The organism is Azospirillum brasilense (assembly GCF_008365405.1).
GTDB classification, from domain to species: Bacteria; Pseudomonadota; Alphaproteobacteria; order Azospirillales; family Azospirillaceae; genus Azospirillum; species Azospirillum brasilense_D.
In genome coordinates, this window is sequence record NZ_QOKV01000004.1 from 185,063 (window position 1) to 208,807 (window position 23,745).

The following is a 23,745-nucleotide window of genomic DNA, read 5'->3' on the forward strand; positions in this document are numbered from 1 at the left end:
GACGCCCTCAGCCCTGGCCGCGCCTCACCCCCCGAAAGGGCTCGGCCTTCTCCCCATGCGGTGATGTGACGGATTCCGCGACCGCCACCGGACGGTCGGTGGTGATCAGCCGCGCGCCGCGCTGGTAGGTGGCCCAGCGCCACAGCCATTGCATGGTGACCAGCACCCGCTTGTGGAAGTTCACCAGAAGATAGACGTGGATGATCGCCCACAGCACCCAGGCGAACCAGCCCTTCAGCTTGCGCGTCCCGAAATCGAAGACGGCGGCGCTGCGCCCGACGATGGCGGTGTTGCCGCGGTTGCGGAAACGGAAGGGCTCCAGCGGCTGGCCGCGCAGCAGGCTGGCCTCCAGCCCGCCGCCGAGATGCTCGCCCTGCTGCTTGGCGACCTGGGCCAGTCCGGGCAGCGGCTTGCCGTCGTCGCCGGCCAGCGCCGCCGTGTCGCCCAGTGCGTAGACATCGGGCACGCCCGGCACCGCCATGTCGGCGCCGACCGGGATGCGCCCGCTGCGGTCGGTTTCCACCCCCAGCCAGGACCCGGCGGGCGAGGCCTTGACCCCGGCGCCCCACACGATGGCCCCTGCCGGGATGAAGCGCCCGCCGACCGTGGCACCCTCCGGCGTGATGCTCTCCACCGCCTGCCCGGTCAGCACGACGACGCCCAGCTCCTCCAGCTTGCGGCGGGCGTACTGGCCGAGATCGTCCGGGAAGGTGGAGAGGATGCGCGGCCCGGCCTCGACCAGCAGGACGCGGGCGGTGCGCGGGTCGATGCGGCGGAAGTCGCGGGCCAGCGTGAAGCGGGCCAGTTCCGCCACCGCCCCGGCCATCTCCACCCCGGTGGGGCCGCCGCCGACCACGATGGTGGTCATCAGCGCCTTCTGCCGGGCCGGGTCCTCGCACATCTCCGCCTGCTCGAAATTCATCAGCAGCCGGGCGCGGATCCGCCGGGCGTTCTCGATGGTCTTCAGGCCGGGGGCGATCTCCGCCCAGTCGTCGTGCCCGAAATAGCTGTAGGAGGAGCCGGTGGCCAGCACCAGCCGGTCGTAAGGGACGAAGCTGCCGTCGGCCAGCTCCACCCGCTTGGCGGCGCGGTCGACGCCGGTCACCTCGCCCATCACCACGTCGATGTTGGGGTGGCGGCTGACGATGCGGCGGATCGGCTCGGCGATGTCGGCGGGCGACAGGGCGGCGGTCGCCACCTGATAGAGCAGCGGCACGAACAGGTGATAGTTGTTCCGGTCGATGATGGTGACGCGGATGTTCGTTCCGCCCAGGGCCTCCGCGCAGGCCAGCCCGCCGAACCCCGCCCCGACGATCACGACATGGGGGCGGCTGTCCACGGGCGCGGGGGTGCGGTCGATCTGCGGCACGGCGGCAACCTCCGGTGAAGTCGATCCTGCACCGATAACCGTCCGTTCCCTCCCGATGTTGCGGTGCGTAATCCCTTCTCCCCTCTGGGGCGAGGGCTTTCACGCCCCCGCGATCACCGCGGCAGGGTCACCGTCACCCGCAGCCCTCCCTCCGGGCGATTGGAGAGCGCGATGTCGCCGCCATGGCCGCGCACCACCGTGCGGGCGGTGGCCAGCCCCAGCCCCACCCCGCCGGTGTCGCGGGAGCGCGAGCGCTCCAGCCGGTAAAAGGGGGCGAAGACCTTCTCGAACTCCGCCTCCGGGATGCCGGGGCCGCCGTCCTCGATCTCCACCCGCAAATCCCCATCCCCAAGACACAGCCGCACGGTCAAGCCGCCGCCATAGGCGATGGCGTTGTCCATCAGATTGGCGAAGGCGCGGCGCAGGGCCACCGGACGCCCGTCCACCGTCGCGTGCGCCGGCCCCTCGTAGGTTGCCTCGTGCCCGGCGTCCACGCGGTCGTCGCACAGGCTCTGCAGCAGGTCGGCGAGGTCGAGCGGGCCGCGCGGCTCGTGCTTGGCGTCGTCGCGGGCGAAGGCCAGCGTGGCGTTGATCATCGCCGCCATCTCGTCGAGGTCGGCGAGCATCTTGCGCTGCATCTCCGGGTCCTCGACCAGTTCGGCGCGCAGGCGCAGCCGGGTCAGCGGCGTGCGCAGGTCGTGGCTCATCGCCGCCACCATCTGGGTGCGGTCGGCGACGAAGCGGGCCAGACGCGCCTGCATCCGGTTGAAGGCGCGGGTGGCGGCGCGCAGCTCCTGGGGGCCGGCTTCGGGCAGGGGCGGCGCCTCGCCGTCCACGCCCAACCGCTCCGCCGCGTCGGCGAAGCGCGCGATGGGGGCGGTCATGCGGCGCGCCGTCCAGACCGAGACCAGAGCCACCGCCCCGACGATGCCGGCCATCCACAGCGCGAAGCGCAGCAGCCGGAACGGCCCCTCCAGCGGGTCGCCGCCGACGAAGGTCAGCCAGGACCCGTCCCTCAGCCCCACCGACAGCCGGACGTCGGTGCCCCAGCGGTGCTCCTCCACCGGGAAGGGGCCTGGCATGGGACGTTCCCGCCGGACCTCGACCACCACGGCGCGGTCGGGATCGTCCAGCTCGCCGCGGATGGCGCGGCGCAGCCGGTCGAAGGGAAAGCCCTCGCGCTGGTTGGCGAAGCGCGGCGTCTCGGGAGTCCAGTCCACCCGCAGCACGGGGTCGTCGATCGCCTTCACCAGCCGCCGCCGCTCCTGCGGCGGTGTGCTCTCCACGAGCTGGACGATGGCGGTGACGCGCTGGACGAGGACGCGCATGCTGTGGGCCGGCGGTCCCGGGGGACGGTCGGTCAGGTAGACCAGCGCGCTGACCGCCTGGGTCAGCAGCAGCGCCAGAACCACGGTCAGCACCAGCCGGGAGGCGATGCTGTCCGGCAGCCAGCGCCGGGCCACCAGCAGGCGGCTCTTGCGGGCAGTCTCCAACTCAGCCTCCCGTCACCGCCGGGGTGAACAGATAGCCGCCGCCGCGCACCGTCTTGATCATGGTGGGATCGGCCGGGTCAGGTTCGATCTTGCGGCGCAGGCGGCTGACCTGCACGTCGATGGAACGGTCGAAGGGCACCGCCGAGCGGCCGCGCGCCAGATCGAGCAGTTGGTCGCGGGTCAGCACCCGCTGCGGATGCTCCACGAAGGCGACCAGCAGGTCGTATTCGCCGGCGGACAGCTGCACCAGCACCCCGTCGGGCGAGCGCAGCTCCCGCTTGGCGAGGTCGAGCGTCCAGCCTTCGAAGCCCAGCGTCTTGCCCGTGGCACCACCGGCCACCGGCGGGCCGGAGGCGCGGCGCAGCACGGCCTTGACGCGGGCCAGCAGCTCGCGCGGGCTGAAGGGCTTCGCCAGATAGTCGTCGGCCCCCATCTCCAGCCCGACGATGCGGTCCGTCTCCTCGCCCATCGCGGTCAGCATGATGACCGGCGTCTGCGCCGTCTCGGGGGCGGCGCGCAGGCGGCGGCACAGGCTCAGCCCGTCCTCCCCCGGCATCATCAGGTCGAGCACGATCAGGTCCACGCGCGCGCTGTCCAGCGTGCGCATCATCTCCACCCCGTCCTTGGCCCCGGTGACGCGGAAGCCGTGCCGCGTCAGGAACTGCGACAGGAGGGTGCGGATTTCGCGGTCGTCGTCGACCACCAGCAGGTGAGGGGTGCGGTCCATGGAGCGCATGATCCGACGCGCGGGCGCCGGGGTGAAGAAGAAATGTGTAACGCCACGTTACGGGGAGGCCGGCTGTTACACAGCGTTACCAATTCACGGAAGGCCGGACATCAAGCGGATACGTTGCCGGCCCATCATCGGGGTCATCGGGAACGCAAGACCCCGTCGATAACAAGGAGCATCCCCATGAAACGCGCTATGATGACCACCGCCGCGCTGGTTCTCGGTCTCGGCCTCGCCGTGCCGGTCTTCGCCCAGCAGCAGCCGGGTCCCGGCGCCGGCCCTGGCCCCGGTCCGGACGGCGGCCGGCATTTCTCCCGGATGTGCGAGGACCAGGACGCCCGGCTGGCCGGCATGCTGGCCTACGCCGAGAAGAAGCTGAACATCACCGACCAGCAGCGCGCCGCCTGGACCAAGTTCGCCGACACCGCGAAGGCGAGCCAGAAGCCCACCCAGGACCTCTGCGCCAAGTACAAGGACCAGCCGATGCCCGCCGCCGCCCCGGCCCGGTTGGAGCGCATGGAAGCCATGATGTCGGCCCGCCTCGCCCAGCTTCAGCAGGTGCGCCCGGCGCTGACCGACCTCTACGCCCAGCTCACCCCGGACCAGCAGAAGCAGGCCGACCGCTTCCTCGACCGCGCCGGGCACGGCATGATGGGCGGTGGCATGGGTGGTCCGGGCATGCGCCACCACGGCCACGGCCCGATGCACGGCGAAGGCCCTGGCCGCGGTCCGGGTCCGGGTAATGGCCCCCGCGGCGGCTGATCTCATGCCTCCCGTCAGCCGCTGACGGAGCGGGCCGCCGGTTTCCCCGGCGGCCCGTTTCCGTTTTGAATCAGCTTACTCGGCGCCCGGAACGCCCTTGGAGGTCGAGTATTCGAAGTGCAGCGCCTCGCCCGGATGGACCAGCGGGTGGATGGCGTGGGCCGCCTGCGCGGCCTCGGAGAAGCCGCAGAGGATCAGCTTCAGCTTGCCGGGGTAAGTCGCGATGTCGCCGATGGCGTAGACGCCGGGCGCGCTGGTGGCGCAGCCGGGCAGGCTGACGCCGATGTGGCTGCGCTCCAGGTTCAGGCCCCACTCGGCGATCGGCCCCAGATTCATCGACAGGCCGAAGAAGGCGAGCAGCGCGTCGGCCGGCAGGTCCTTCTCCTCGCCGTCGAGCGTGGCGACGCGCACGGCGGAGAGCTGGCCGTTCTCGCCCACCAGACCGGAGAGCTGATAGGGCACCACCATCTCCACCTTGCCCTCGCGGACCAGGACGTCCATGCGGGCGACGCTCTCCGGGGCGGCGCGGAACTTGGGCCGGCGGTGGACGACATAGACCTTCTCCGCCACGTCGGCCAGCGACAGCGTCCAGTCCACGGCGGAATCGCCGCCGCCGGCGATCACCACGCGCTTGCCGGCGAAGTCCTGCTTGCGCCGGACCATGTAGAAGACCGACGTGCCCTCATACTGCTCCAGCCCGTCCAGCGGCGGGCGGTTGGGGCCGAAGGCGCCGCAGCCGGCGGCGATGATCACCGCCTGGGTGTCGATGCGCGTGCCGATGCTGGTCTCCACCAGCCAGCGCCCCTCGTCCGTCCGGGTCAGCTTCTCGACCTGCTGGCCCAGGTGATAGGTCGGGCTGAAGGGGGCGGCCTGCTCCGCCAGCCGGTCGATCAGGTCGGCGGCCTCGATGGCCGGGTGGGCCGGGATGTCGTAGATCGGCTTTTCCGGATACAGCGCGGTGCACTGCCCGCCCACCATGTCCAGCGCGTCCACCACATGGCATCGCATCTTCAGCATGCCGCATTCGAACACGGCGAAGAGACCGACGGGGCCGGCGCCGACGATGACGACGTCGGTGCGATGGACGGTGTGCGACATGGGACGCGCTGCCTTGTGCAAACGGGGGAACGATGACGCCTTCAATTGTCCGGTTTCGCGCCCCCGGTCAACCCCGCCCTGCACGGGGAGGGCGAACGGCGCGCGCAAAATGGGTGCGGTCCCGCCGATTTCCTTCGGGGCGTGCGGTCGCGGTGGGGTAGGATTTGCCCGTTTCCCCCGTGCCGGAGCGGCCGCAATGAAGGACTGGCGATGAAGGAGCTGCGCTGCCTCGTGTTCACCGACCAGGAGGTCGTGAAGGCCGTGCTCGACCGCCGCCGCCGGATGCGCGAGCCGCTGCCCAACGGCACGGTCGGCAAGGTCACCTACCGCCCCGGCCAGCCCGGCGGCGGCGGGGTGGAGACGCTGATCCAGGTCACCGGGGACGAGGGCGACGACCGCAGCATGACCCTGCACGAGTCCGAGGTCGCGGCGGCGCTGGTGTCCTACTGCATGGGGCGCAAGATCCCCCTGCCCGTCGAGTCCGACAAGATGATCCACCTGATCAACGGCGCCCTGACGCTGATGATCACCATGAACTTCAAGAAGCCCCCGCGCTTGGTGGAGGACCGCATCGAGGCGGCGGAGCCCGCCCCCACGCCCGGTCCGGTGCCGCGCAAGGCGGCATCACGACGTTAATTTGGCCCTATCCACTGACATGACCCAGACCGATTCCCCCAACACGCGTGCCGTGGCGCTGCCGAGCGAGGAGGCGACCGCCGCGCTGGCCCGCCGTTTGGCAGCGGCGCTGGCGCCCGGCGACCTCGTGGCCCTGCGCGGCGACCTGGGCGCCGGCAAGTCCGCCCTGTGCCGCGCTCTGATCCGCGCCGTGACGGAGGAGGACGCGGAGGTGCCGTCCCCTACCTTCACGCTGGTGCAGACCTACGAGACGGACATCGGCCCGGTCTGGCATTTCGACCTCTACCGCCTGTCCGGCCCCGACGAGGTGACCGAGCTGGGCTGGGACGAGGCCCGCGCCGAGGCCGTCCTGCTGGTGGAATGGCCGGACCGGCTGGGTCCGCTGCTGCCCGCCGACCGCCTCGACATCGCGATGAGCTTCGCCGGACCGACCGAGCGCCGCGCCACCCTGACCGGCCACGGCGCCTGGGGCGCGCGGCTGGACGCCCTCGACCTTTCCGCACTGGAGCGGCCGTGACCGACCGCGCGTCGCAGATCGCCGCCTTCCTCGCCCGCCACGGGCTGGAGGGCGCCAAGCGGGAGCCGCTCGCCGGCGACGCCTCGGCACGCCGCTACGAGCGGCTGACGACGCCGGACGGCGGCACGCTGATCCTGGTTGACACCCCCGCCCCGGTGGAGGATCTGGTGCCCTTCATCGCCATCGGCGCCACCCTGGACCGGCTGGGCTTCTCCGTCCCCGCCATCCTGGCGGCGGAGGTGGAGGCGGGGCTGGCCATCCAGGAGGATTTCGGCGACGGCACCCTGACCCGCCTGCTGAACGCGGGGGAGGAGCCGCGCCCGCTCTACGAGCTGGCGACCGACGTTCTGATCGAGCTGCACCGCCGCTTCCCGGTGGAGGCGGCGGCCCGCCTGAACCTGCCGCTCTACGACGCGGCCCTGTTCACGCAGCAGGTGGCGCTGTTCGCCGAGGTCTACATGCCCGCGGCGACGGGAAAGCCCCTGTCGGACAAGGCCCGGTCCGACTTCGACGCGGCCTGGGCCGCCGTCGTTCCGGAGGCCTGCGCCGGGCCGCGATCGCTGCTGCTGCGCGACTACCATGTGGACAACGTGATGCGGCTGCCCCGGCCCGGCCTGCGGGCGGCGGGGCTGATCGACTACCAGAGCGCCGGGCTCGGCCCCGTCGCCTACGATCTGGTGTCGCTGCTGGAGGACGCCCGCCGCGACCTGCCCGCCGGGCTGGAGGGTGTGCTGCTCGACCGCTACCGCGCCGCCTTCCCGGATCGGGACTGGGACGCCTTCCGCCGCTCCTACGCGGTGCTGGGCGCGATCCGGCACACCCGCATCGTCGCCATCTTCGTGCGTCTGGCGTTGCAGCGCCGACGCGGCTATCTCCTTCACCTGCCGCGCGTCTGGCGGCTTCTGGACGGCCAGCTCGCCAAGCCCGAACTGGCCCCGGTCGCCGACTGGTTCGCCCGTCATCTGCCGCCGGGAACCCGCGCGGAGCTTGTCGTTCCGGAGCCGGATTGATTATGTCGCCTGTCTCGAAGAAGACCCGTACCAAGACCATGCCCGCCCCGTCCGCCGCCGTCCCGCAGAAGGCCATGGTGATGGCCGCCGGGCTGGGCCTGCGCATGCGCCCGCTGACCCTGGAGCGCCCGAAGCCCCTGATCCCGGTGATGGGCAAGCCGATGCTCGACCACGCGCTCGACCGGCTGGAGGAGGCCGGGGTCGCCTCCGCCGTGGTCAACAGCCACTACAAGGGCGACATGATCGCCGCCCATCTGGCCGGGCGCACCGTCCCGGCCATAACCCTGTCGCCGGAGGACACGCTTCTGGAGACCGGCGGCGGCGTGAAGAAGGCGCTGCCCCTGCTCGGCACCGATCCGGTCTATGTGGTCAACGCCGACATCCTGTGGCTCGACGGCCCTTCCCCCACGCTGGCGCGGCTGGCCCGCCACTGGAACCCGGACGAGATGGACGCGCTCCTCCTGCTGATGGCGACCACCAAGGCGGTGGGCTACGAGGGGCGCGGCGATTACCACATGGACCCGCTGGGCCGGCTGACCCGGCGCGGCGAGCAGGAGATCGCCCCCTTCGTCTACGCCGGCGTCCAGATCGTGAAGCCGGAGCTGTTCGGGCAGGACACCCCCGACGGCGCCTTCTCCACCAACCGCGTCTGGGACCGCGCACAGGAGGCCGGACGCCTCTTCGGCCTCGCCCATGACGGGTTGTGGTTCCACATCGGCACCCCCGACGCGCTGGCCGAGACGGAAGAGATGCTGTCGATGAGCGACGTGTCGGTGGTCACCACCTGACCCTCCTCCTGACCGTCCCTTTGTGAGAATTTTTGTATTCCTTGACGCTTTGTGGTCTCATTGCCCCACATCTAGTATCCTCACACGTCTGACGATACAGCTTCCGGGGCAGGCATGAGCGGCAGGGCGGAGCCCAAGGTCTATTCGATTCCCACCGGCGTGTCCTTCGTGGACCAGCTCGCCGCGGGCATCCTGGACCGTGTGGGGAACGACCCGCTGGCGCTGGCCGGGGTGACCGTCCTGCTGCCGACGCGCCGCTCCTGCCGCTCGCTGCGCGAGGCCTTCCTGCGCCGTTCCGGCGGGCAGCCGATGCTGCTGCCGCGGATGAGCCCGCTGGGCGAGCTGGACGCCGCCTCCCTCAGCCTGACCTCGGCGGAGGAACTGCCCGGCGTGCCGCTGGAGCTGCCCGACCCGATCAGCGGACTGAAGCGCCAGATGATGCTGGCCCGATTGATCCTCCAGGCGACCGGCGTGTCGGCCACCACCGCGCAGGCGGTGCGGCTGGGCGCCGACCTGGGGCGGCTGATCGATGCGGTGTGGACGGAGAACGTCGCCTTCGACCGGCTGGCCTCGCTGGTGCCGGAGGATTATGCCCAGCACTGGCAGGTGACGCTGGAGTTCCTGAAGATCGTCACCGAGCACTGGCCGGCCATCCTCGGCGCCAGCGCGCTGACCGACCCGGCGCAGCGCCGCAACCTCGTGCTGCAGACCCAGGCCGCGCTGTGGCGGGCGGAACCGCCGCAGGGGCTGGTGATCGCCGCCGGCTCCACCGGCTCCATCCCGGCCTCCGCCGACCTGCTGGCGGTGGTCGCCGCCCTGCCGCAGGGGGCCGTCGTGCTGCCCGGCCTCGACCTGGAAGCCGACGAGGCGAGCTGGGACGCCATCCGCGCCGACGAGGCGCACCCGCAACACGGCCTCGCCCACCTGCTGGACCGGCTGTCGGTCGGCCGCGCCGCCGTGCGCCGCTGGAACGACGCGGAGGAGCCGCGGGCCGCCCGCGCCCGCCTGCTGGCCGAGGCCATGCGCCCCGCCGCCACCACGGAAAGCTGGCGGGAGTTGGAGGGCCTGGACGCGACGGCCCTGGACGGGCTGACCCGAATCGACGCCCCGACGGCGGAGGAGGAAGCGTCGGTCATCGCGCTCCTGCTGCGCCACGCGCTGGAGACGCCGGGCAAGACGGCGGCGCTGGTCTCGCCCGACCGCAACCTCGCCCGCCGGGTCGCCATGGCGCTGACCCGCTGGGGCATCGCGGTCAACGACTCGGCGGGCCAGCCGCTGGTCCACACCGCCGTCGGCACCTATCTGCGGCTGACCGCCGAACTGGCCGCCAGCCGTGCCCACCCGCTGGCCCTGCTGGCGCTCGCCAAGCACCCGCTGACCGCCGGCGGGCACGACCCGGCGGAGTTCCGCCGCTCCGCCCGCGCGCTGGAGCGCACCGTCCTGCGCGGCCCCCGCCCGGCGGAGGGCTTCGCCGGGCTGATCGCCGCCGTGAAGGCCACCGACCGCTTCGATCACCCGGACCAGCAGGCCGCCCTGCTCGGCTGGCTGGAAAATTTGGAAACGCTCGCCGCCCCCTTCATGGAGGTGCTGTTCGGCGACGCCCCGCTCGGCGACCTCGTCCGCGCCCACGTCGCCTTCGCGGAGGCGCTGGCCTCGCGCACCGACGCGCCGGGGTCGGAGTTCCTGTGGCGGCAGGACGACGGCGAGGAAGCCGCGACCTTCGTCCATGAGCTTCTGGAGGCGGTGGACGGCTTCCCCGCCGTGCCCGGCAAGGACTATCCGGCGCTGCTCGACGCTCTGATGGCGATGCGCCCGGTGCGCCCGCGCTTCGGCCTGCACCCGCGCCTCTACATCCTCGGCCCCATGGAAGCCCGCCTTCAGCATTTCGACCTGCTGGTCCTCGGCGGGCTGAACGAGGGGACCTGGCCGCCCGACCCCGACGCCGACCCCTGGATGTCGCGCCCGATGCGCCGCGACTTCGGCCTGCCCAGCCCGGAACGCATGGTCGGCCTGTCGGCCCACGACTTCACCCACGCCTGCGGCGCCGAGGAGGTCGTGCTGACCCGCGCGGAGCGGGTGGACGGCACGCCGACCGTCCCGTCGCGCTGGCTGCTGCGGCTGGAGACGGTGCTGCGCGCGCTGGGTCTGGACGGGCGGATCGAGCTGGCCGGCGAGCCCTGGCTGGCCTGGGCGCGCGGTCTGGACGAGCCCGACGCCGTGCGCCCCGTTTCCCCGCCGGAGCCGCGCCCGCCGGTGTCCGCCCGCCCGCGCAAGCTGTCGGTCACCAAGATCGAGAAGTGGATGCGCGATCCCTACGCCATCTACGCCGAGCATGTGCTGAAACTCCGCAAGCTCGACCCGATCGCCGCCGACCCCGGCGCCGCCGACCGCGGTCAGTTCATCCACGCCGCCCTCGACGCCTTCGTGAAGGCCTATCCAAGCCAGTTGCCCGACGACGCGCTGCACCGGCTGCTGGCGATGGGGCGCGAGTCCTTCGGCCCGCTGCTGCACAGCCATCCCGACGTCTGGGCCTTCTGGTGGCCGCGCTTCGAGCGCATCGCCGAGTGGTTCGTCGGGCTGGAGCGCGACCGCCGCCGCACCCTGAAGCCGCTCGCCACCGAGGTGTCGGGCGAACTGGCGCTGAGCGGTCCCGCCGGCCCCTTCCTGCTGACCGCCAAGGCCGACCGCATCGATTCGGGCGGCGAGGGGCTGGTCCTGATCGACTACAAGACCGGCACCCCACCCTCGACCCGCGAGATCGAGCTGGGCTTCGCCCCGCAGCTGCCGCTGGAGGCCGCCATGGCCGAGGCCGGCGGCTTCGCCGGGGTCGCGAAGAACCGGGTGGCCGAGCTGGCCTTCTGGCGCCTGTCCGGCGGCGACCCGCCGGGCGAGGAGAAGGCGGTGAAGGGCGACCCGGCGACGCTGGCCGCCGAGGCCCGCGCCGGGCTGGAGGAGCTGATCCGCCATTTCGACGACCCCGCCACCCCCTACCGCTCCTGCCCCCGCCCGGCCATGGCCCCGCGCTACACCGACTACGCCCACCTCGCGCGGGTGCAGGAATGGTCGGCGGGCGGCGATGGGGGTGAGGGGTGATGCGCCGCGGCCCCCTCCCTAGCCCTCCCCCGCTTTGCGGGAGAGGGGACTGCCGCCGCGTTGCGCAAAATCCCCTCCCTCGCCAAGGGCGGGGGAGGGTCAGGGAGGGGGCACCCGCAACCTCCGCCGTTCCACACCCCACGACCCGCCCATGACCGTCCTCGACTTCCCCGTCCGCGACCTGCCGCTGGACCCCAACGTCGCGCAGCGGCTCGCCTCCGACCCGCTGTCGTCGGTGTGGGTGGGCGCCTCCGCCGGGTCCGGCAAGACGAAGGTGCTGACCGACCGCGTGCTGCGGCTGATGCTGTCCGGCACCGCGCCGGCGCGCATCCTCTGCCTGACCTTCACCAAGGCGGCGGCGGCGGAGATGTCCATCCGCATCAACCGCACGCTGGGCATCTGGGCGACCCTGCCCGACGAAGGGCTGGAGGACCGGCTCGCCGACCTGTGCGGCGAGCGCCCGAGCGCCGAGACCCGCACCATCGCCCGGCGGCTGTTCGCCCAGGTGGTGGATTGTCCGGGCGGCATGAAGATCCAGACCATCCACGCCTTCTGCCAGTCGCTGCTCCGCCGCTTTCCGCTGGAGGCCGGCCTCGCCCCGCATTTCGAGGTGATGGACGAGCGCACCGCCGCCGGCCTGCTGACCGAGGCGCGGGACGAGGTGCTGCACGCCGGCCGCGCCGCGCCCGACAGTCCGCTCGGCAAGGCGATGGCCCGGCTGACCGCCGAGCTGAACGCCGAGGAGTTCGCCGACATCCTGGCCGAACTGGCCAGCGAGCGCGGGCGCATCCAGCGCCTGTTCGAGAGTTTCCACGGGCTGGACGGCGCAGTGGACGCCGTCCACGAGGCGCTGGGCGTGCCGCCGGGGATCACCGAGGCCGCCATCCTGCGCGAGGCCTGCGCCGACCACGCCTTCGACGTGCCGGGGCTGCGCGACGCCTGCCGGGCGCTGTCCACCGGCAGCAAGACCGACGAGGAGCGCGGGGTCGGCATCCAGAGCTGGCTCGACGCCGCGGACAGCCGTGTGCGCGCCTTCCAGATCTACGCCCGCCATTTCCTGACGGCGGAGGGCGGGGCGCGCAAGACCCTGATCACCAAGAAGCCGGCCACCTCCTTCCCCGCCGCCCTGACGGCGCTGGAGCGTGAGGCGGAGCGGCTCGTTTCGCTGATGAAACGGGTTCGCTCGGCCGGAGTCGCGGCTTCCACCACCGCCCTGCTGACTCTGGCGGAGGCGCTTCTGCACGCCTATGAGGCCAAGAAGAAGGCCAAGGCGCTGCTCGACTACGACGACCTGATCCTATCGGCCAACGCCCTGCTGAGGGGCAAGGACGGCGTGCCCGCCGTGCCCTGGGTGCTGTTCAAGCTCGACGGCGGCCTCGACCACATCCTGATCGACGAGGCCCAGGACACCAACCCGGAACAGTGGCAGGTCGTCGGCTCCATCGCCGAGGAGTTCTTCGCCGGACTCAGCGCCCGTGACGGGGGCGAAACGACCCGCACCGTCTTCGCCGTGGGCGACGAGAAGCAGTCGATCTTCAGCTTCCAGCGCGCCGACCCCGCCGAGTTCGCCCGGATGCGCCGCCATTTCCAGACCCGCGCCAAGGCCGCCGAGCGCGACTGGCACGCGGTGGCGCTGGACATCTCCTTCCGCTCCACCGCCACCGTGCTGCAAACGGTGGACGCGGTGTTCGGACTGGACGGCGCCAAGGATGGTGTCGCTTCCGAAACGAGCCCGGTGATCCGCCACCGCGCCTTCCGCCGCGGTCACGCCGGTCTGGTCGAGCTGTGGCCCCCGGTGAAGCCGGCGGAGGCCGCCGACCCGCCCGCCTGGGCGCCGCCGGTGGAGCGCGAGGCCGCCGATTCGCCGTCGGCCCGGCTGGCCGCGGTGATCGCCGACACCATCCGCGACTGGACCCAGCGCGGCGAGTCGCTCGAGTCGCGGGGCCGGCCGATCCAGCCCGGCGACGTCATGGTGCTGGTCCGCCGCCGCACCGCCTTCGTGACGGAGCTGGTGCGCGCCCTGAAGGACCGCGCCGTTCCGGTGGCCGGCGTCGACCGCATGGTGCTGACCGAGCAGCTGGCGGTCATGGACCTGATGGCGCTGTGCGAGTTCCTGCTGCTGCCGGAAGACGACCTGACGCTGGCCACCGTCCTTAAGGGGCCGCTGATCGGGTTGAGCGAGGACCAGCTGTTCGACCTCGCCCATGGGCGGCGCGGTACGCTGTGGCGGGCGCTGGTGGCGAAGGCGGAGGACGATCCCGCCTACCGCCCGGCCCGCCGCTATCTGGGGGCGCAGCTTGCCCGCACCGACTTCCTGGCGCCCTACGAGCTGTTCGCCGGGCTGCTGGCCGCCCCCTGCCCGGCCGACGAGGGCGGCTCCGGCCGCCGCGCCCTCCTGACGCGGCTCGGCCCCGACGCGCAGGACCCGCTGGACGAGTTCCTGGCCGTATGCCTGACCTTCGAGAAGACCGAGCCGCCCTCCCTCCAGAACTTCCTGGCCTGGCTGGCGGCCAGCGAGGCGGAGATCAAGCGCGAGCTGGAGCAGGGTGGCGGACGTGTACGCATCATGACGGTGCACGGGTCGAAGGGGCTGCAAGCGCCCATCGTCTTCCTGCCCGACACGCTGGGCACGCCGACCCAAAGCCCGCCGATCCTCTGGCCGGACGAGGGCTGCGCCGTGCCGCTCTTCGCCGCCCGCCGCTCGCAGGAGGACGCGCTGTGCGCCGAGGCGCGCGCCCGCGCCAACCGCCGCCGCGACCAGGAGTACAGGCGCCTGCTGTACGTCGCCCTGACCCGTGCCGAGGACCGGCTGTACGTCTGCGGCTACCAGGGCAAGAAGGAGCCGTCGGAGGCCTGCTGGTACAAGCTGGTCGAGGCCGCGATGGGCGAGATCGGCGTGCCGCATCCCTTCGACTTCTCCACCCTCTGCCCGGACGGCTGGAGCGGCGAGGGCTGGCGGCTGGCCGATCCGCAGACCGCCGTGCCCAAGCCGGACGGCGCCGGGGGGGGCCGCGTGCTGGCGACGCAGGAGGCGCCGCCCTGGCTGTCCGCCGCCGCGCCGGAGGAGCCGGAACCGTCGCGCCCCCTCACCCCCTCCCGCCCGGACGGGGACGAGCCGGCGATGCGCTCCCCGCTCGGCGAGGACGACGGCGCGCGCTTCAAGCGCGGCCTGCTGATCCACCGGCTGATGCAGACCCTGCCCGACCTGCCGCCCGACGCGCGGGAGGCCGCCGCCCGCCGCTACCTTGCCCGCCCGGGGCATGAGCTGACCGCGGAGCGCCAGGATGAAATCGCATCCGAAACGATGCGTGTCCTGACCGACCCGCGCTTCGCCCGGCTGTTCGGCACCAACTCCCGCGCCGAGGTGGAGGTGGTCGGTCTGGTGACCGGGCGCGCCCTGTCGGGCCGGGTCGACCGTCTGGTGATCGAGGACGACGCGGTATGGATCGTCGACTACAAGACCAACCGCCCGCCGCCCGTCCGGGCGGAGGACGTGCCGCCGGTCTATGTCCGCCAGATGGAGGCCTACCGCGCGGCGCTGCGCGCCATCTACCCGGAGAAGCGGGTGCGCTGCGTCCTGCTGTGGACGGATACCCCCGCTTTGATGGAGCTGCCGGAGTGAGGCGCGCGCGATAGTCCGCCGTGGGAACTTTTCACCCCCGGCCGCGTTGCACGGGACGGCGGATTGGGTTGACGAGACCGCATTCGCGCCCCGGCTTGACCAGCGAGGGGGGTCGGTCATACATTTTGGCAAATTCCACCGATGAGGGATGGGTCCGCCGCCGGTGGAAAATCGGCGCGGCGGTGCCCCTGAACCCAGGCATAGAGGTCACATGAGCGATCCCATCAAGGTCACCGACGACAGCTTCGAGCAGGACGTGCTGAAGGCCGACGGTCCGGTCCTGGTCGATTTCTGGGCGGAGTGGTGCGGCCCCTGCAAGATGATTGCTCCCGCGCTCGACGACCTCGCCAAGGAGTATGGCGGCAAGGTCACCGTCGCCAAGCTGAACATCGACGACAACCCCGGCACCCCGACCAAGTACGGCGTGCGCGGCATCCCGACGCTGATGCTGTTCAAGAACGGCAACGTCGCCGCCACCAAGATCGGCGCCCTGCCGAAGACCGCCCTGTTCACGTGGGTCGACGAGGCTCTCTGAGTCCTGCTCCCCGGACGATCGAGAAGCCCCGCCCCTCCGGCGGGGCTTTTTGTTTGCGCACTGCAAGACCAAACCCCTCTCCCCTCCGGGGAGAGGGTGGCCCGAAGGGCCGGGTGAGGGTCGTCCGAGGATCAAGGCGCTCGTTCTTTGCCGCACCCCTCACCCTTCCCACGCTTCGCGTGGGCCCCTTCCCTCTCCCGGGGCGGGAGAGGGGTGGTACACGGCACCAGCTTCCCCTTGCGGCCAATCCACCTCCGTCGCAGATTTGGCAAACGATGGCCTACCGACTGCCGCCCCTCAACACCCTGCGCCTGTTCGAGGCCGCCGGCCGCCACCAGAGCTTCAAGGCGGCGGCGGAAGAGCTGCACCTCACCCCCAGCGCGGTCAGCCACGGCATCCAGACGCTGGAGGAATGGCTTGGGGTGGAGTTGTTCCTGCGTGGCAACCGCAGCCTGTCGCTGACCCCCGCCGGCCGCGCCTACCTGCCCCGCGTGCGCGACGCGCTGCACGCGCTGGCGCTGGCGACGGAGAGCGTGCCGGGCCGCGCCCCCAGCGGGCGGCTGTCGGTCAGCGCCGCCCCGACCTTCGCCCTGCGCTGGCTGATCCCCCGCCTGCCCGCCTTCCAGGAGCGTCACCCGGCGATCACGGTGGCGCTGGACACCGCCCACCGGGTGGTGGAGTTCCCCCGCGACGGCATCGACGCCGGCATCCGGCTGGGCCGTGGCGACTGGCCCGGTCTGGCCGCGCTGAAGCTGATGGAGGAGGACCTCGTCCCGGTGGCCGCCCCCGCCCTGGCGGCGCGCATCGCCTGCCCCGCCGACCTCGCCGCCGTCCCGCTGCTCCACGTCGCCGACGTGTCGGAGGACTGGACCGCCTGGGCCGAGGCCGCGGGCCTGCCGCCGTCGGCGCTGGACGACGGGCTGAAGCGCGGGTTGCGGCTGGACGCGATCCACATGGCGGTGGACGCCGCGGTGCGCGGGCTGGGCGTCATCATCGGGCGGCGTCCGACCGTCGACCCGGAGCTGGCGTCCGGCCAACTGGTCGAGGTGATGGGGCCGCGCCTGCGCGCGAAAAGCGCCTATTGGCTGGTCACCGCCCAGGACAGCCTGCGTCGCCCGGAGGTCGCCGCCTTCCGCGCCTGGATGCGGGCGGAGTTCGCCCAAGGGCGGTGACCCGCTTCGGGTGAAATCCGCTCACCCGGCGGTGAAAAGGTCCCGTTTGCCGGATCGATGGGGACGGCCGGATGCTGGTGCTTCATCGCACCCGCCGGAGGCCACCATGACGCTGCACGTCCTCCCCCGCACCGCGCCGCCACCGGCCCGCCGCCTTCGCGCGCTGCTGAGCTGGATCGCCCATCTCCGCGAACAGAGCCGCCAGCGCGACGCCCTGCTCTCCCTCTCCGACTACGAACTGCGGGACATCGGCATCACCCGCTACGACGCCGTCACCGAGGCGCGGAAGTCTCTCTGGCGGTGAAGGTCGCGGTTTACAGCCGGTCCCGCCGGATCGCCTCCAACAGCCCCTCGGCCCCGGCCTCACAGAGGTCCAGCACCTCGGTGAAATGCAGCCCCTCGCCGTAATAGGGGTCGGGCACCTCGCGCTTCGGCGCGTCGGGGGCGTAGTCGAGGAACAGGGCGACCCTCGCCCGGCTGTCCGGCGGGGCCATGCGCCGCAACTGCGCCAGATGCCCGCCATCCATCGCCAGGACGTAGTCGAAGTCGGCGAAGTCCGCCGCGGTCACCTTGCGGGCGCGCAGGTCCGACAGGTCCACCCCGCGGGCCTTGGCGGCGCGCTGGCTGCGCGGGTCGGGCGCCTCCCCCACATGATAGCTGTGGGTGCCCGCCGAATCGGTGCCGATGCGGCCCGCCAAACCGGCTTGCCGAACCCGCTCGCGGAACACACCTTCCGCGGTGGGCGACCGGCAGATGTTCCCCGTGCACACGAACAGGACCTTGACCATCCCGGCCTCCTCCTCTCTGCTTTCCCGGTCCGAGATCTAGCAGCCGTTCCCCGAACCCGCCAGGGCACCATGACTTTTGCCAACACGGCTATCGCCAACCATCTGAAACCGACCGACTCCATCGTCATCCTGACCGGGGCCGGCATTTCCAAGGAGTCCGGCCTGGACACCTTCCGCTGCGCCGACGGCATCTGGGCCAAGGTCGATCTGGAGGACGTCGCCACGCCGGAGGGCTTCGCCCGTGACCCGGTGCTGGTCCACCGCTTCTACAACGACCGGCGGCGCAGCCTGCGCGACCCCGCGGTGCAGCCGAACGCCGCCCATGCCGCGCTGGCCGAGCTGGAGCGGCGCTGGAAAGGCGACCTGCTGCTGGTCACCCAGAACATCGACGACCTGCACGAGCGCGGCGGGTCGCAGACGCTGATCCACATGCATGGGGAGCTGAACGCGGTCTTTTGCCGCCACTGCCACAACAAGGTGGAGCACTGGGCCGGCGACCTGTCGGTGGAGGACGTCTGCCCGTCCTGCGCCCGCAAGGGCGGCATGCGCCCCGACGTGGTGTGGTTCGGCGAGATGCCCTACCAGATGGAGCGGATCTACCGCGCGCTGGGCGCCTGCGACCTGTTCGTCTCCATCGGCACCTCCGGCAACGTCTACCCCGCCGCCGGGTTCGTGGCCGAGGCGCGCAACGCCGGCGCCCTGACGCTGGAGCTGAACCTGGAGCCGTCGGCGGGCGCCAGCCTGTTCGCGGACTCCGTCAACGGCCCGGCGACCGAACTGGTCCCGGCCTTCGTGACCGCGCTGCTGGACCTGTGACCGACGATCTTGAGAAACTGTTCGAACAGGCCCGCGCCTGCCGGCTGTGCGCGGGGGTGTTGCCGCACGGCTGCCGCCCGGTGCTGCGCGGCAGCCCGTCCGCCCGCCTGCTGATCGTCGGGCAGGCGCCGGGCGCGCGGGTGCACGCCAGCGGCATTCCCTGGAACGACCCGTCCGGCGACCGGCTGCGCCAGTGGCTGGCCATGGACCGTGACGCCTTCTACGACGAGAGCCGGATCGCCATCGTCCCCATGGGGCTCTGCTACCCCGGCACGGCGCCGAAGGGCGGCGACTACCCGCCGCGCCCGGAATGCGCGCCGCTCTGGCACCCGCCGCTGCGCGCCGCCCTGACCGGGGTGCGGCTGACCCTGCTGGTCGGCAGCTACGCGCAGGCCCATTATCTGGGAAACCGCCGCCGACGGACGATGACCGACACGGTGGCGGCGTGGCGGGATTACCTGCCAGAGTTCCTGCCCCTGCCCCACCCGAGCTGGCGCAACACCGCCTGGCTGAAGAAGAACCCCTGGTTCGACGCGGAGCTGGTGCCAGCGCTGCGCCGCCGCGTGGACGAGGCTCTGGACGGGTGACTTTACCCCTCCAGGGATTCGATGCGCTCCATGTCCTCGTCCGACAGGCCGAAATGGTGGCCGATCTCGTGGATCAGGACATGGCGGACGATGGCGAACAGGTCCTCCCCCGTCTCGCACCAGTAGTCCAGGATCGGGCGGCGGTAGAGGAAGATCATGTCCGGCCCGCTGCGCAGGTCGGCGACGCTCTGCCGCGTCATATCGACGCCCCGATAGAGGCCGAGCAGGTCGAAGGGGCTCTCCAGCTCCATCTCGCGCTCGGTCTCCTCGTCGGGGAAATCCTCGACATGGATCGACAGATTGGCGATGGGAGCCAGGAGTTCCCGCGGAATCGTCTCCAGCGCGTCCTCGGCCATCCGCTCGAGGTCGGGGGTGGAGGGGGGAACGCTGTGAGTGTGTGCCGGTTTGCGCATCATACCGGGGAAGGTAGCGTCGCTTGCCGCCCAGGCCAAGCGGCGCTAAACCGGAAGACGGACCGGAACACCGATTTGATCCACAATCGATCCGTGCCCGTTACGTCTTGCACAGGCCAACCAACAAAGGGGGAAGGAATGTCGGACAAGCTGGTGGGTGCCAAGCGGCAGACCGCGCTGAAGGAACTGCACGGCTGGGCAGAGGTGCTGGAGCGCGACGCGATCCGCAAGACCTACCATTTCCCCGACTTCCCCGCCGCCTGGGGCTTCATGAGCCAGGTCGCCCTGCTGGCGGAGCGGACGAACCACCATCCGGAATGGTTCAACGACATGGGCCGGGTGGAGATCATCCTGTGCACCCGCAGCGCCGACGGCCTGACCCAGGCCGACGTCGATTTCGCCCACCGCGTGGACCAGATCGCCCCGAACCGCGACCGCTGAAGAATCCCCTCTCCCGTCCCGGGAGAGGGAGGGACCCACCGCAGAGCGGCGGGAGGGTGAGGGTATAGCCAAGGATCAGCGCCTCGATCCTCGCGCGACCCTCACCCGCCCGCTGCGCGGGCACCCTCTCCCGGGACGGGAGAGGGACTGGAGCGTCAGGCCGGTTCCAGAACCACCTTCACATCCGCCGGGCGCCCGAAGAAGGGAGCGGTGGTGACCAGCAGCGGGCAACCGGCGGCGGCGTAGGCCGCCGCGTTGTCCTCCGTCACACCACCCGCCGCGGCGACGACCGGCGGGCGCGGCAGGTTGCGCGTCGCTTCGACCACCGCGCGGGCCTCCTCCGGCGTGCGCTTCTCCAGTTGCAGCACGTCGGCCCCGGCGCAGGCGAAGGCGATGGCATCCGCCACCGTGTCGACCTCGACCACGATCGTCTTTTCCGGCGCCCGGCGGCGCAGATCGGCGATCCACGCCTCCGGCGGGCCGGACAGGAAGGCGCGGTGTTCGGCGAAGACCAGAATCGTTTCCGACAGGCCCAGCCGGTGCATCACCGCCCCGCCGGCCAGCACCGCCTTGACCGACAGGTCCTTGGCGCCGGGAAAGTTCTTGCGGGTGCAGGCGACGGTCACGCCGGGGGCGGCCTCGACGATGCGGCGGGCGCGGGTGGCGATGCCGGAGGCGTATTCGACCAGCGTCTGCGCCACCTTCCAGCCGCGGTGCAGGGCGCCCGCCGGGCCGTGCCCCTCCAGGATGAGCGCCCCGGCCTCGACCGCCGTGCCGCTGGGCCGGACGGACGTCACCGTGCCGCCGGCCTTCTCGATCAGGCGGGCGGCCTCCTCCGTCCCGGCCAGCACCATGGCGCCGCGCGCCGCGAAGCGGATGCGCGCCGGGGCGGCGGCGATGCCCAGCGAGTCGGTGGTCAGGTCGCCGTAGGGAACGTCCTGGGCGAGGAGCGCGTCGAGCGCGGCATCGGACAGGACGATCATCGGCGGTTCCCTTCTTCTTGTTAAAGCCACCCGCGGCGGCGGAAGTACCAGAGCGGCACGACGGCGGAGAGCACCATCATCACGATGGCCATGGGATAGCCGAAGTCCCAGTCCAGCTCGGGCATGTGGTGGAAGTTCATGCCGTAGGCCGACGCGATCAGCGTCGGCGGCATCAGCGCGACCGACACGACCGAGAAGATCTTGATGATCGCGTTCTGCTCGATGTTGATCAGGCCGAGCGTGGCGTCGAGCAGGAAATTCGCCTCGTGCGCCAGGAAGCCAGCGTGCTCGTTCAGGGACCGCAAGTCGCGCGTCAGGGTCTTCAGCGCGGCCTTCTGCTCCTTGGTCAGCCGCCCGGCGGCGACGGAGGAGAGGAAGGCGACCAGCCGGTCCAGCCCGGCGAGGCTGTCGCGCACCTTGTGCGTCAGATCGCCGGCCCGCCCGATGCCGCGCAGCACGTCCTGCAGCTCGTCCGGCTTCTTGGAGCTTCCGACCCCCTTGCTGTTCAGCGAGTCGGTGAAGATGCGCGTGGACAGCCCGTCGATGCGGGCGCCGATCAGCTCCAGCACGTCGGCCACCCGGTCGATCACCGCGTCCAGGATGCCCAGCAGCGCGTCCTCCGCGCTGGCCAGAAGCTCCGGCTGGCGGCTGGTCCGCGCGGCGAAGGTGGCGACGGAGCGCGGCTCGGTGAAGCGCACGGTGATCATGTGCCGGGGGGTCAGGACGAAGGTGACCTCGCCCTGCTCCGGCATCGGCGAATCGGCCCGCGCGATCACCGAGGAGGTGAGGTAGACGGCCTCCCCCTCGGTGTAGAGCTGGCTCGACGCCTCGATTTCCTTCATTTCCTCGCGCGTCGGCAGGTCGCAGCCGGTGACGGCGCCGACATGCGCGCGCTCCGCCTCATCGGGGCGGAGAAGATCGATCCACACCGTGTTGGGCGGCAGCGGCTCGCCGAGGGCGAGCGGCTGCTCGACCACGCGGCCGCCCACCCGGGCGTGGACCGTGATCATGCAAGGGCCTCGGCGGGAACCGGCGCGCCGGCGGCGCGGCAGGCCGCGGCCAGCGTGTTCAGCATCAGACAGGCGATGGTCATCGGCCCGACGCCGCCCGGCACCGGGGTGATGGCGCCGGCGACCTTGACGGCCTCGTCGTAGGCGACGTCGCCGACCAGCTTGCTCTTGCCCGGCTCGGTCGGGTGCGGCACGCGGTTGATGCCGACGTCGATGACCACGGCGCCCGGCTTGATCCAGTCGCCGCGCACCATCTCCGGACGACCCACCGCGGCGACCAGAATGTCGGCGCGCCGGCATTCGCCGGGCAGGTCCTGGGTGCGGGAATGGGCGACGGTGACCGTGCAGTCCTGCTGGAGCAGAAGCTGCGCCATCGGCTTGCCGACGATGTTGGAGCGGCCCAGCACCAGCGCCCGCTTGCCCTTGAGGTCGGCGCCCAGCGTGTCGCGGAGCAGCAGCAGGCTGCCCAGCGGCGTGCAGGGCACGATGGCGCCGGCACCGCCGGTCGCCAGCAGGCCGGCGTTGACGACGTGGAAGCCGTCCGCGTCCTTTTCCGGGACGATGCGGGCCAAAACCTTTTGGGTGTCGATGTGCCTCGGCAGGGGAAGCTGGACCAGGATGCCGTGCACCGCCGGGTCGGCGTTCAGCCGGTCGATCAGGGCCAGCAGCTCCGCCTCGCCAAGGTCGGCCGGCATATGGTGGTCGAAGCTGTTCATGCCGAGGTCGGCCAGGGCCTTTTCCTTGGACCGGACATAGACCTGGCTCGCCGGATCCTCGCCCACCAGAACGACGGCGAGGCCGGGGGTGACGCCGTGGCTGGCCTTGAGCGCGGCCACACCCTCCGCCACGCGGGCGCGCAGCCCCGCGGCGAACGCCTTGCCGTCGATGATCTTCGCCTCAGCCATCGCTCTTCCCACCGTTGCTGCTCACCGGGTCGCCGCCCGCGGTTTCCACCAGCGCCGTCAGGCGGCGCATCAGGTCGGCCGGATCGCCGGCCACATGGACAATCTTGTTCCGGTCGGTGGCGCCGGCCACCACCGTCAGGCTGGTCTTGGGCAGTTTCCACGCCTTGGCCAGCAATTTCACCACCGCCTCGTTCGCCTTGCCGTTCTCCGGCACGGCGGTGACGGTCACCTTCAGGGCCGTTCCTCCGGATGCGGTGGCGGCCAGCCCGGCGATGGCGTTGCGCGACGCCTTGGGCGTCACCCGCAGCGCCAGCCGGACGCCGTCCGCCATGGCTTCGAAGGGAGCAGCCTCGAACGGTCCCGGCATCAGAAGCGCGGCCAGTATTCCGCCATCAGGTTGCGGATGAAGAAGATCAGCAGGATCAGCGCGATCGGCGACAGGTCCAGGCCGCCCATGTTCGGCAGGACGCGGCGGATCGGGCGCAGCACCGGTTCCGTGATGCGGTAGAGGAAGTCGCCGATGACATAGACCGCGCGGTTGCGGGTGTTGACGACGTTGAAGGCCACCAGCCAGCTCAGCACCGCCGAAGCGATGAGCAGCCACACATAGAGGCTGAGAACGGTGTCGATCAGCAGGTAGAGCGCAATCATGCCCGGCCCGTCCCTTTATTGTCCGATTTTGCGGGGCACCCTAAGCACAAGCGGCGAGTGCTGTCCAGTGCCGCGCGGCGGGCCGCCACCATCCCCTTCGCCATCCCCTTCTGCCAACCGCCGATGCCCGTGATCGGGCGCGTTCAGAGGGCTTGACAGGCCCCCTCCGCATCACCATTATCCGCCGCACGCCGGTAACGGTGTGTGGGGCCGTAGCTCAGCTGGGAGAGCGACGCGTTCGCAATGCGTAGGTCGGGAGTTCGATCCTCCTCGGCTCCACCAATCACCCCAAGACAGTGATGTGACACAGGAATTCGCCCGGAAGC

At 71.4% G+C, this 23,745-nt stretch carries 24 protein-coding genes and 1 tRNA gene; 14 read left to right on the forward strand and 11 right to left on the reverse strand.

What is annotated here, in order from left to right; all coding sequences use genetic code 11:
• Positions 1–7: 7 nt before the first annotated feature.
• The 3 genes from DS837_RS09380 to DS837_RS09390 form a co-directional block, all read right to left on the reverse strand.
• Entirely contained in the window at positions 8–1,369 is a 1,362-nt protein-coding gene (locus DS837_RS09380; RefSeq protein ID WP_149164497.1) for an NAD(P)/FAD-dependent oxidoreductase, read from the reverse strand.
• A gap of 113 nt (positions 1,370–1,482) precedes the next feature.
• Complete coding sequence (locus tag DS837_RS09385) at positions 1,483–2,862, reverse strand: ATP-binding protein (protein ID WP_149164498.1); 1,380 nt, start codon at positions 2,860–2,862, stop codon at positions 1,483–1,485.
• Between the two features lies 1 nt (position 2,863).
• Positions 2,864–3,589: a response regulator gene (locus DS837_RS09390; protein ID WP_149164499.1), complete on the reverse strand. Its 726-nt coding sequence runs from the start codon at positions 3,587–3,589 to the stop codon at positions 2,864–2,866.
• A gap of 186 nt (positions 3,590–3,775) precedes the next feature.
• On the opposite strand from DS837_RS09390, the gene DS837_RS09395 reads away from it, so the two are divergent.
• Positions 3,776–4,354 (forward strand): Spy/CpxP family protein refolding chaperone, encoded by a 579-nt coding sequence (locus tag DS837_RS09395; protein ID WP_149164500.1) that lies wholly within the window; start codon positions 3,776–3,778, stop codon positions 4,352–4,354.
• A 75-nt stretch (positions 4,355–4,429) separates the two neighbouring features.
• Here the strand turns inward: DS837_RS09395 and DS837_RS09400 are convergent, their stop codons facing one another.
• Positions 4,430–5,452, reverse strand: coding sequence for an NAD(P)/FAD-dependent oxidoreductase (locus DS837_RS09400; RefSeq protein ID WP_137115202.1), 1,023 nt, complete (start codon positions 5,450–5,452; stop codon positions 4,430–4,432).
• A 210-nt stretch (positions 5,453–5,662) separates the two neighbouring features.
• On the opposite strand from DS837_RS09400, the gene DS837_RS09405 reads away from it, so the two are divergent.
• From DS837_RS09405 to DS837_RS09445, 9 genes are all read left to right on the forward strand, one after another.
• Positions 5,663–6,088: a hypothetical protein gene (locus DS837_RS09405; RefSeq protein ID WP_149164501.1), complete on the forward strand. Its 426-nt coding sequence runs from the start codon at positions 5,663–5,665 to the stop codon at positions 6,086–6,088.
• Between the two features lie 19 nt (positions 6,089–6,107).
• On the forward strand, positions 6,108–6,605 hold the full coding sequence (gene tsaE / locus DS837_RS09410; RefSeq protein WP_149164502.1) for a tRNA (adenosine(37)-N6)-threonylcarbamoyltransferase complex ATPase subunit type 1 TsaE: 498 nt from the start codon (positions 6,108–6,110) through the stop codon (positions 6,603–6,605).
• A complete protein-coding gene (locus DS837_RS09415; RefSeq protein ID WP_247889837.1) occupies positions 6,602–7,615 on the forward strand; it encodes an aminoglycoside phosphotransferase family protein in 1,014 nt (337 codons plus the stop codon). Before tsaE ends, DS837_RS09415 begins: the two co-directional genes overlap by 4 nt.
• Positions 7,616–7,617: 2 nt before the next feature.
• The gene (locus DS837_RS09420; RefSeq protein WP_149164503.1) at positions 7,618–8,403 is read left to right on the forward strand and encodes a nucleotidyltransferase family protein; all 786 of its coding nucleotides are present in this window, start codon (positions 7,618–7,620) and stop codon (positions 8,401–8,403) included.
• Between the two features lie 114 nt (positions 8,404–8,517).
• Positions 8,518–11,496 (forward strand): double-strand break repair protein AddB, encoded by a 2,979-nt coding sequence (gene addB, locus DS837_RS09425; protein WP_149164504.1) that lies wholly within the window; start codon positions 8,518–8,520, stop codon positions 11,494–11,496.
• Between the two features lie 151 nt (positions 11,497–11,647).
• On the forward strand, positions 11,648–15,118 hold the full coding sequence (gene addA, locus DS837_RS09430; RefSeq protein ID WP_149164505.1) for a double-strand break repair helicase AddA: 3,471 nt from the start codon (positions 11,648–11,650) through the stop codon (positions 15,116–15,118).
• A 211-nt stretch (positions 15,119–15,329) separates the two neighbouring features.
• Complete coding sequence (gene trxA / locus DS837_RS09435; RefSeq protein WP_014238663.1) at positions 15,330–15,653, forward strand: thioredoxin TrxA; 324 nt, start codon at positions 15,330–15,332, stop codon at positions 15,651–15,653.
• A gap of 275 nt (positions 15,654–15,928) precedes the next feature.
• Complete coding sequence (gene gcvA / locus DS837_RS09440; RefSeq protein ID WP_149164506.1) at positions 15,929–16,825, forward strand: transcriptional regulator GcvA; 897 nt, start codon at positions 15,929–15,931, stop codon at positions 16,823–16,825.
• 106 nt (positions 16,826–16,931) lie between these two features.
• Positions 16,932–17,129 carry a DUF1127 domain-containing protein gene (locus DS837_RS09445; protein WP_149164507.1) on the forward strand — a complete coding sequence of 66 codons (198 nt, stop codon included), beginning with the start codon at positions 16,932–16,934 and terminating at the stop codon, positions 17,127–17,129.
• 10 nt (positions 17,130–17,139) lie between these two features.
• On the opposite strand, the gene DS837_RS09450 is transcribed toward DS837_RS09445, so the two are convergent.
• A complete protein-coding gene (locus DS837_RS09450) occupies positions 17,140–17,613 on the reverse strand; it encodes a low molecular weight protein-tyrosine-phosphatase (protein ID WP_149164508.1) in 474 nt (157 codons plus the stop codon).
• 69 nt (positions 17,614–17,682) lie between these two features.
• Between DS837_RS09450 and DS837_RS09455 the strand changes: the two genes are divergently transcribed.
• Both DS837_RS09455 and DS837_RS09460 read left to right on the forward strand, forming a co-directional pair.
• Positions 17,683–18,429, forward strand: a complete 747-nt coding sequence (locus DS837_RS09455) for an NAD-dependent deacylase (RefSeq protein ID WP_149164509.1) — start codon at positions 17,683–17,685, stop codon at positions 18,427–18,429.
• Positions 18,426–19,016, forward strand: a complete 591-nt coding sequence (locus tag DS837_RS09460) for a uracil-DNA glycosylase family protein (RefSeq protein ID WP_149164510.1) — start codon at positions 18,426–18,428, stop codon at positions 19,014–19,016. Before DS837_RS09455 ends, DS837_RS09460 begins: the two co-directional genes overlap by 4 nt.
• Before the next feature lie 2 nt (positions 19,017–19,018).
• Here the strand turns inward: DS837_RS09460 and DS837_RS09465 are convergent, their stop codons facing one another.
• Positions 19,019–19,372 carry a metallopeptidase family protein gene (locus DS837_RS09465; protein ID WP_149164511.1) on the reverse strand — a complete coding sequence of 118 codons (354 nt, stop codon included), beginning with the start codon at positions 19,370–19,372 and terminating at the stop codon, positions 19,019–19,021.
• Positions 19,373–19,567: 195 nt separating this feature from the next.
• On the opposite strand from DS837_RS09465, the gene DS837_RS09470 reads away from it, so the two are divergent.
• A complete protein-coding gene (locus DS837_RS09470; RefSeq protein WP_014238670.1) occupies positions 19,568–19,870 on the forward strand; it encodes a 4a-hydroxytetrahydrobiopterin dehydratase in 303 nt (100 codons plus the stop codon).
• A gap of 155 nt (positions 19,871–20,025) precedes the next feature.
• Here DS837_RS09470 and modD read toward each other — a convergent pair whose 3' ends face one another.
• From modD to DS837_RS09495, 5 genes are read right to left on the reverse strand one after another with little or no spacing between them, the layout of a single operon-like run.
• Positions 20,026–20,853 carry a ModD protein gene (gene modD / locus DS837_RS09475; RefSeq protein ID WP_149164512.1) on the reverse strand — a complete coding sequence of 276 codons (828 nt, stop codon included), beginning with the start codon at positions 20,851–20,853 and terminating at the stop codon, positions 20,026–20,028.
• Between the two features lie 20 nt (positions 20,854–20,873).
• On the reverse strand, positions 20,874–21,863 hold the full coding sequence (locus DS837_RS09480) for a magnesium transporter CorA family protein (RefSeq protein WP_038525742.1): 990 nt from the start codon (positions 21,861–21,863) through the stop codon (positions 20,874–20,876).
• On the reverse strand, positions 21,860–22,768 hold the full coding sequence (gene folD, locus DS837_RS09485) for a bifunctional methylenetetrahydrofolate dehydrogenase/methenyltetrahydrofolate cyclohydrolase FolD (RefSeq protein WP_149164513.1): 909 nt from the start codon (positions 22,766–22,768) through the stop codon (positions 21,860–21,862). Before folD ends, DS837_RS09480 begins: the two co-directional genes overlap by 4 nt.
• The gene (locus DS837_RS09490; RefSeq protein ID WP_149164514.1) at positions 22,761–23,135 is read right to left on the reverse strand and encodes a DUF167 family protein; all 375 of its coding nucleotides are present in this window, start codon (positions 23,133–23,135) and stop codon (positions 22,761–22,763) included. Before DS837_RS09490 ends, folD begins: the two co-directional genes overlap by 8 nt.
• Positions 23,135–23,419: a YggT family protein gene (locus DS837_RS09495; RefSeq protein ID WP_014238675.1), complete on the reverse strand. Its 285-nt coding sequence runs from the start codon at positions 23,417–23,419 to the stop codon at positions 23,135–23,137. Before DS837_RS09495 ends, DS837_RS09490 begins: the two co-directional genes overlap by 1 nt.
• A gap of 206 nt (positions 23,420–23,625) precedes the next feature.
• Here DS837_RS09495 and DS837_RS09500 point away from each other — a divergent pair.
• Positions 23,626–23,701: transfer RNA gene (locus tag DS837_RS09500), tRNA-Ala, on the forward strand.
• Positions 23,702–23,745 lie beyond the last annotated feature (44 nt).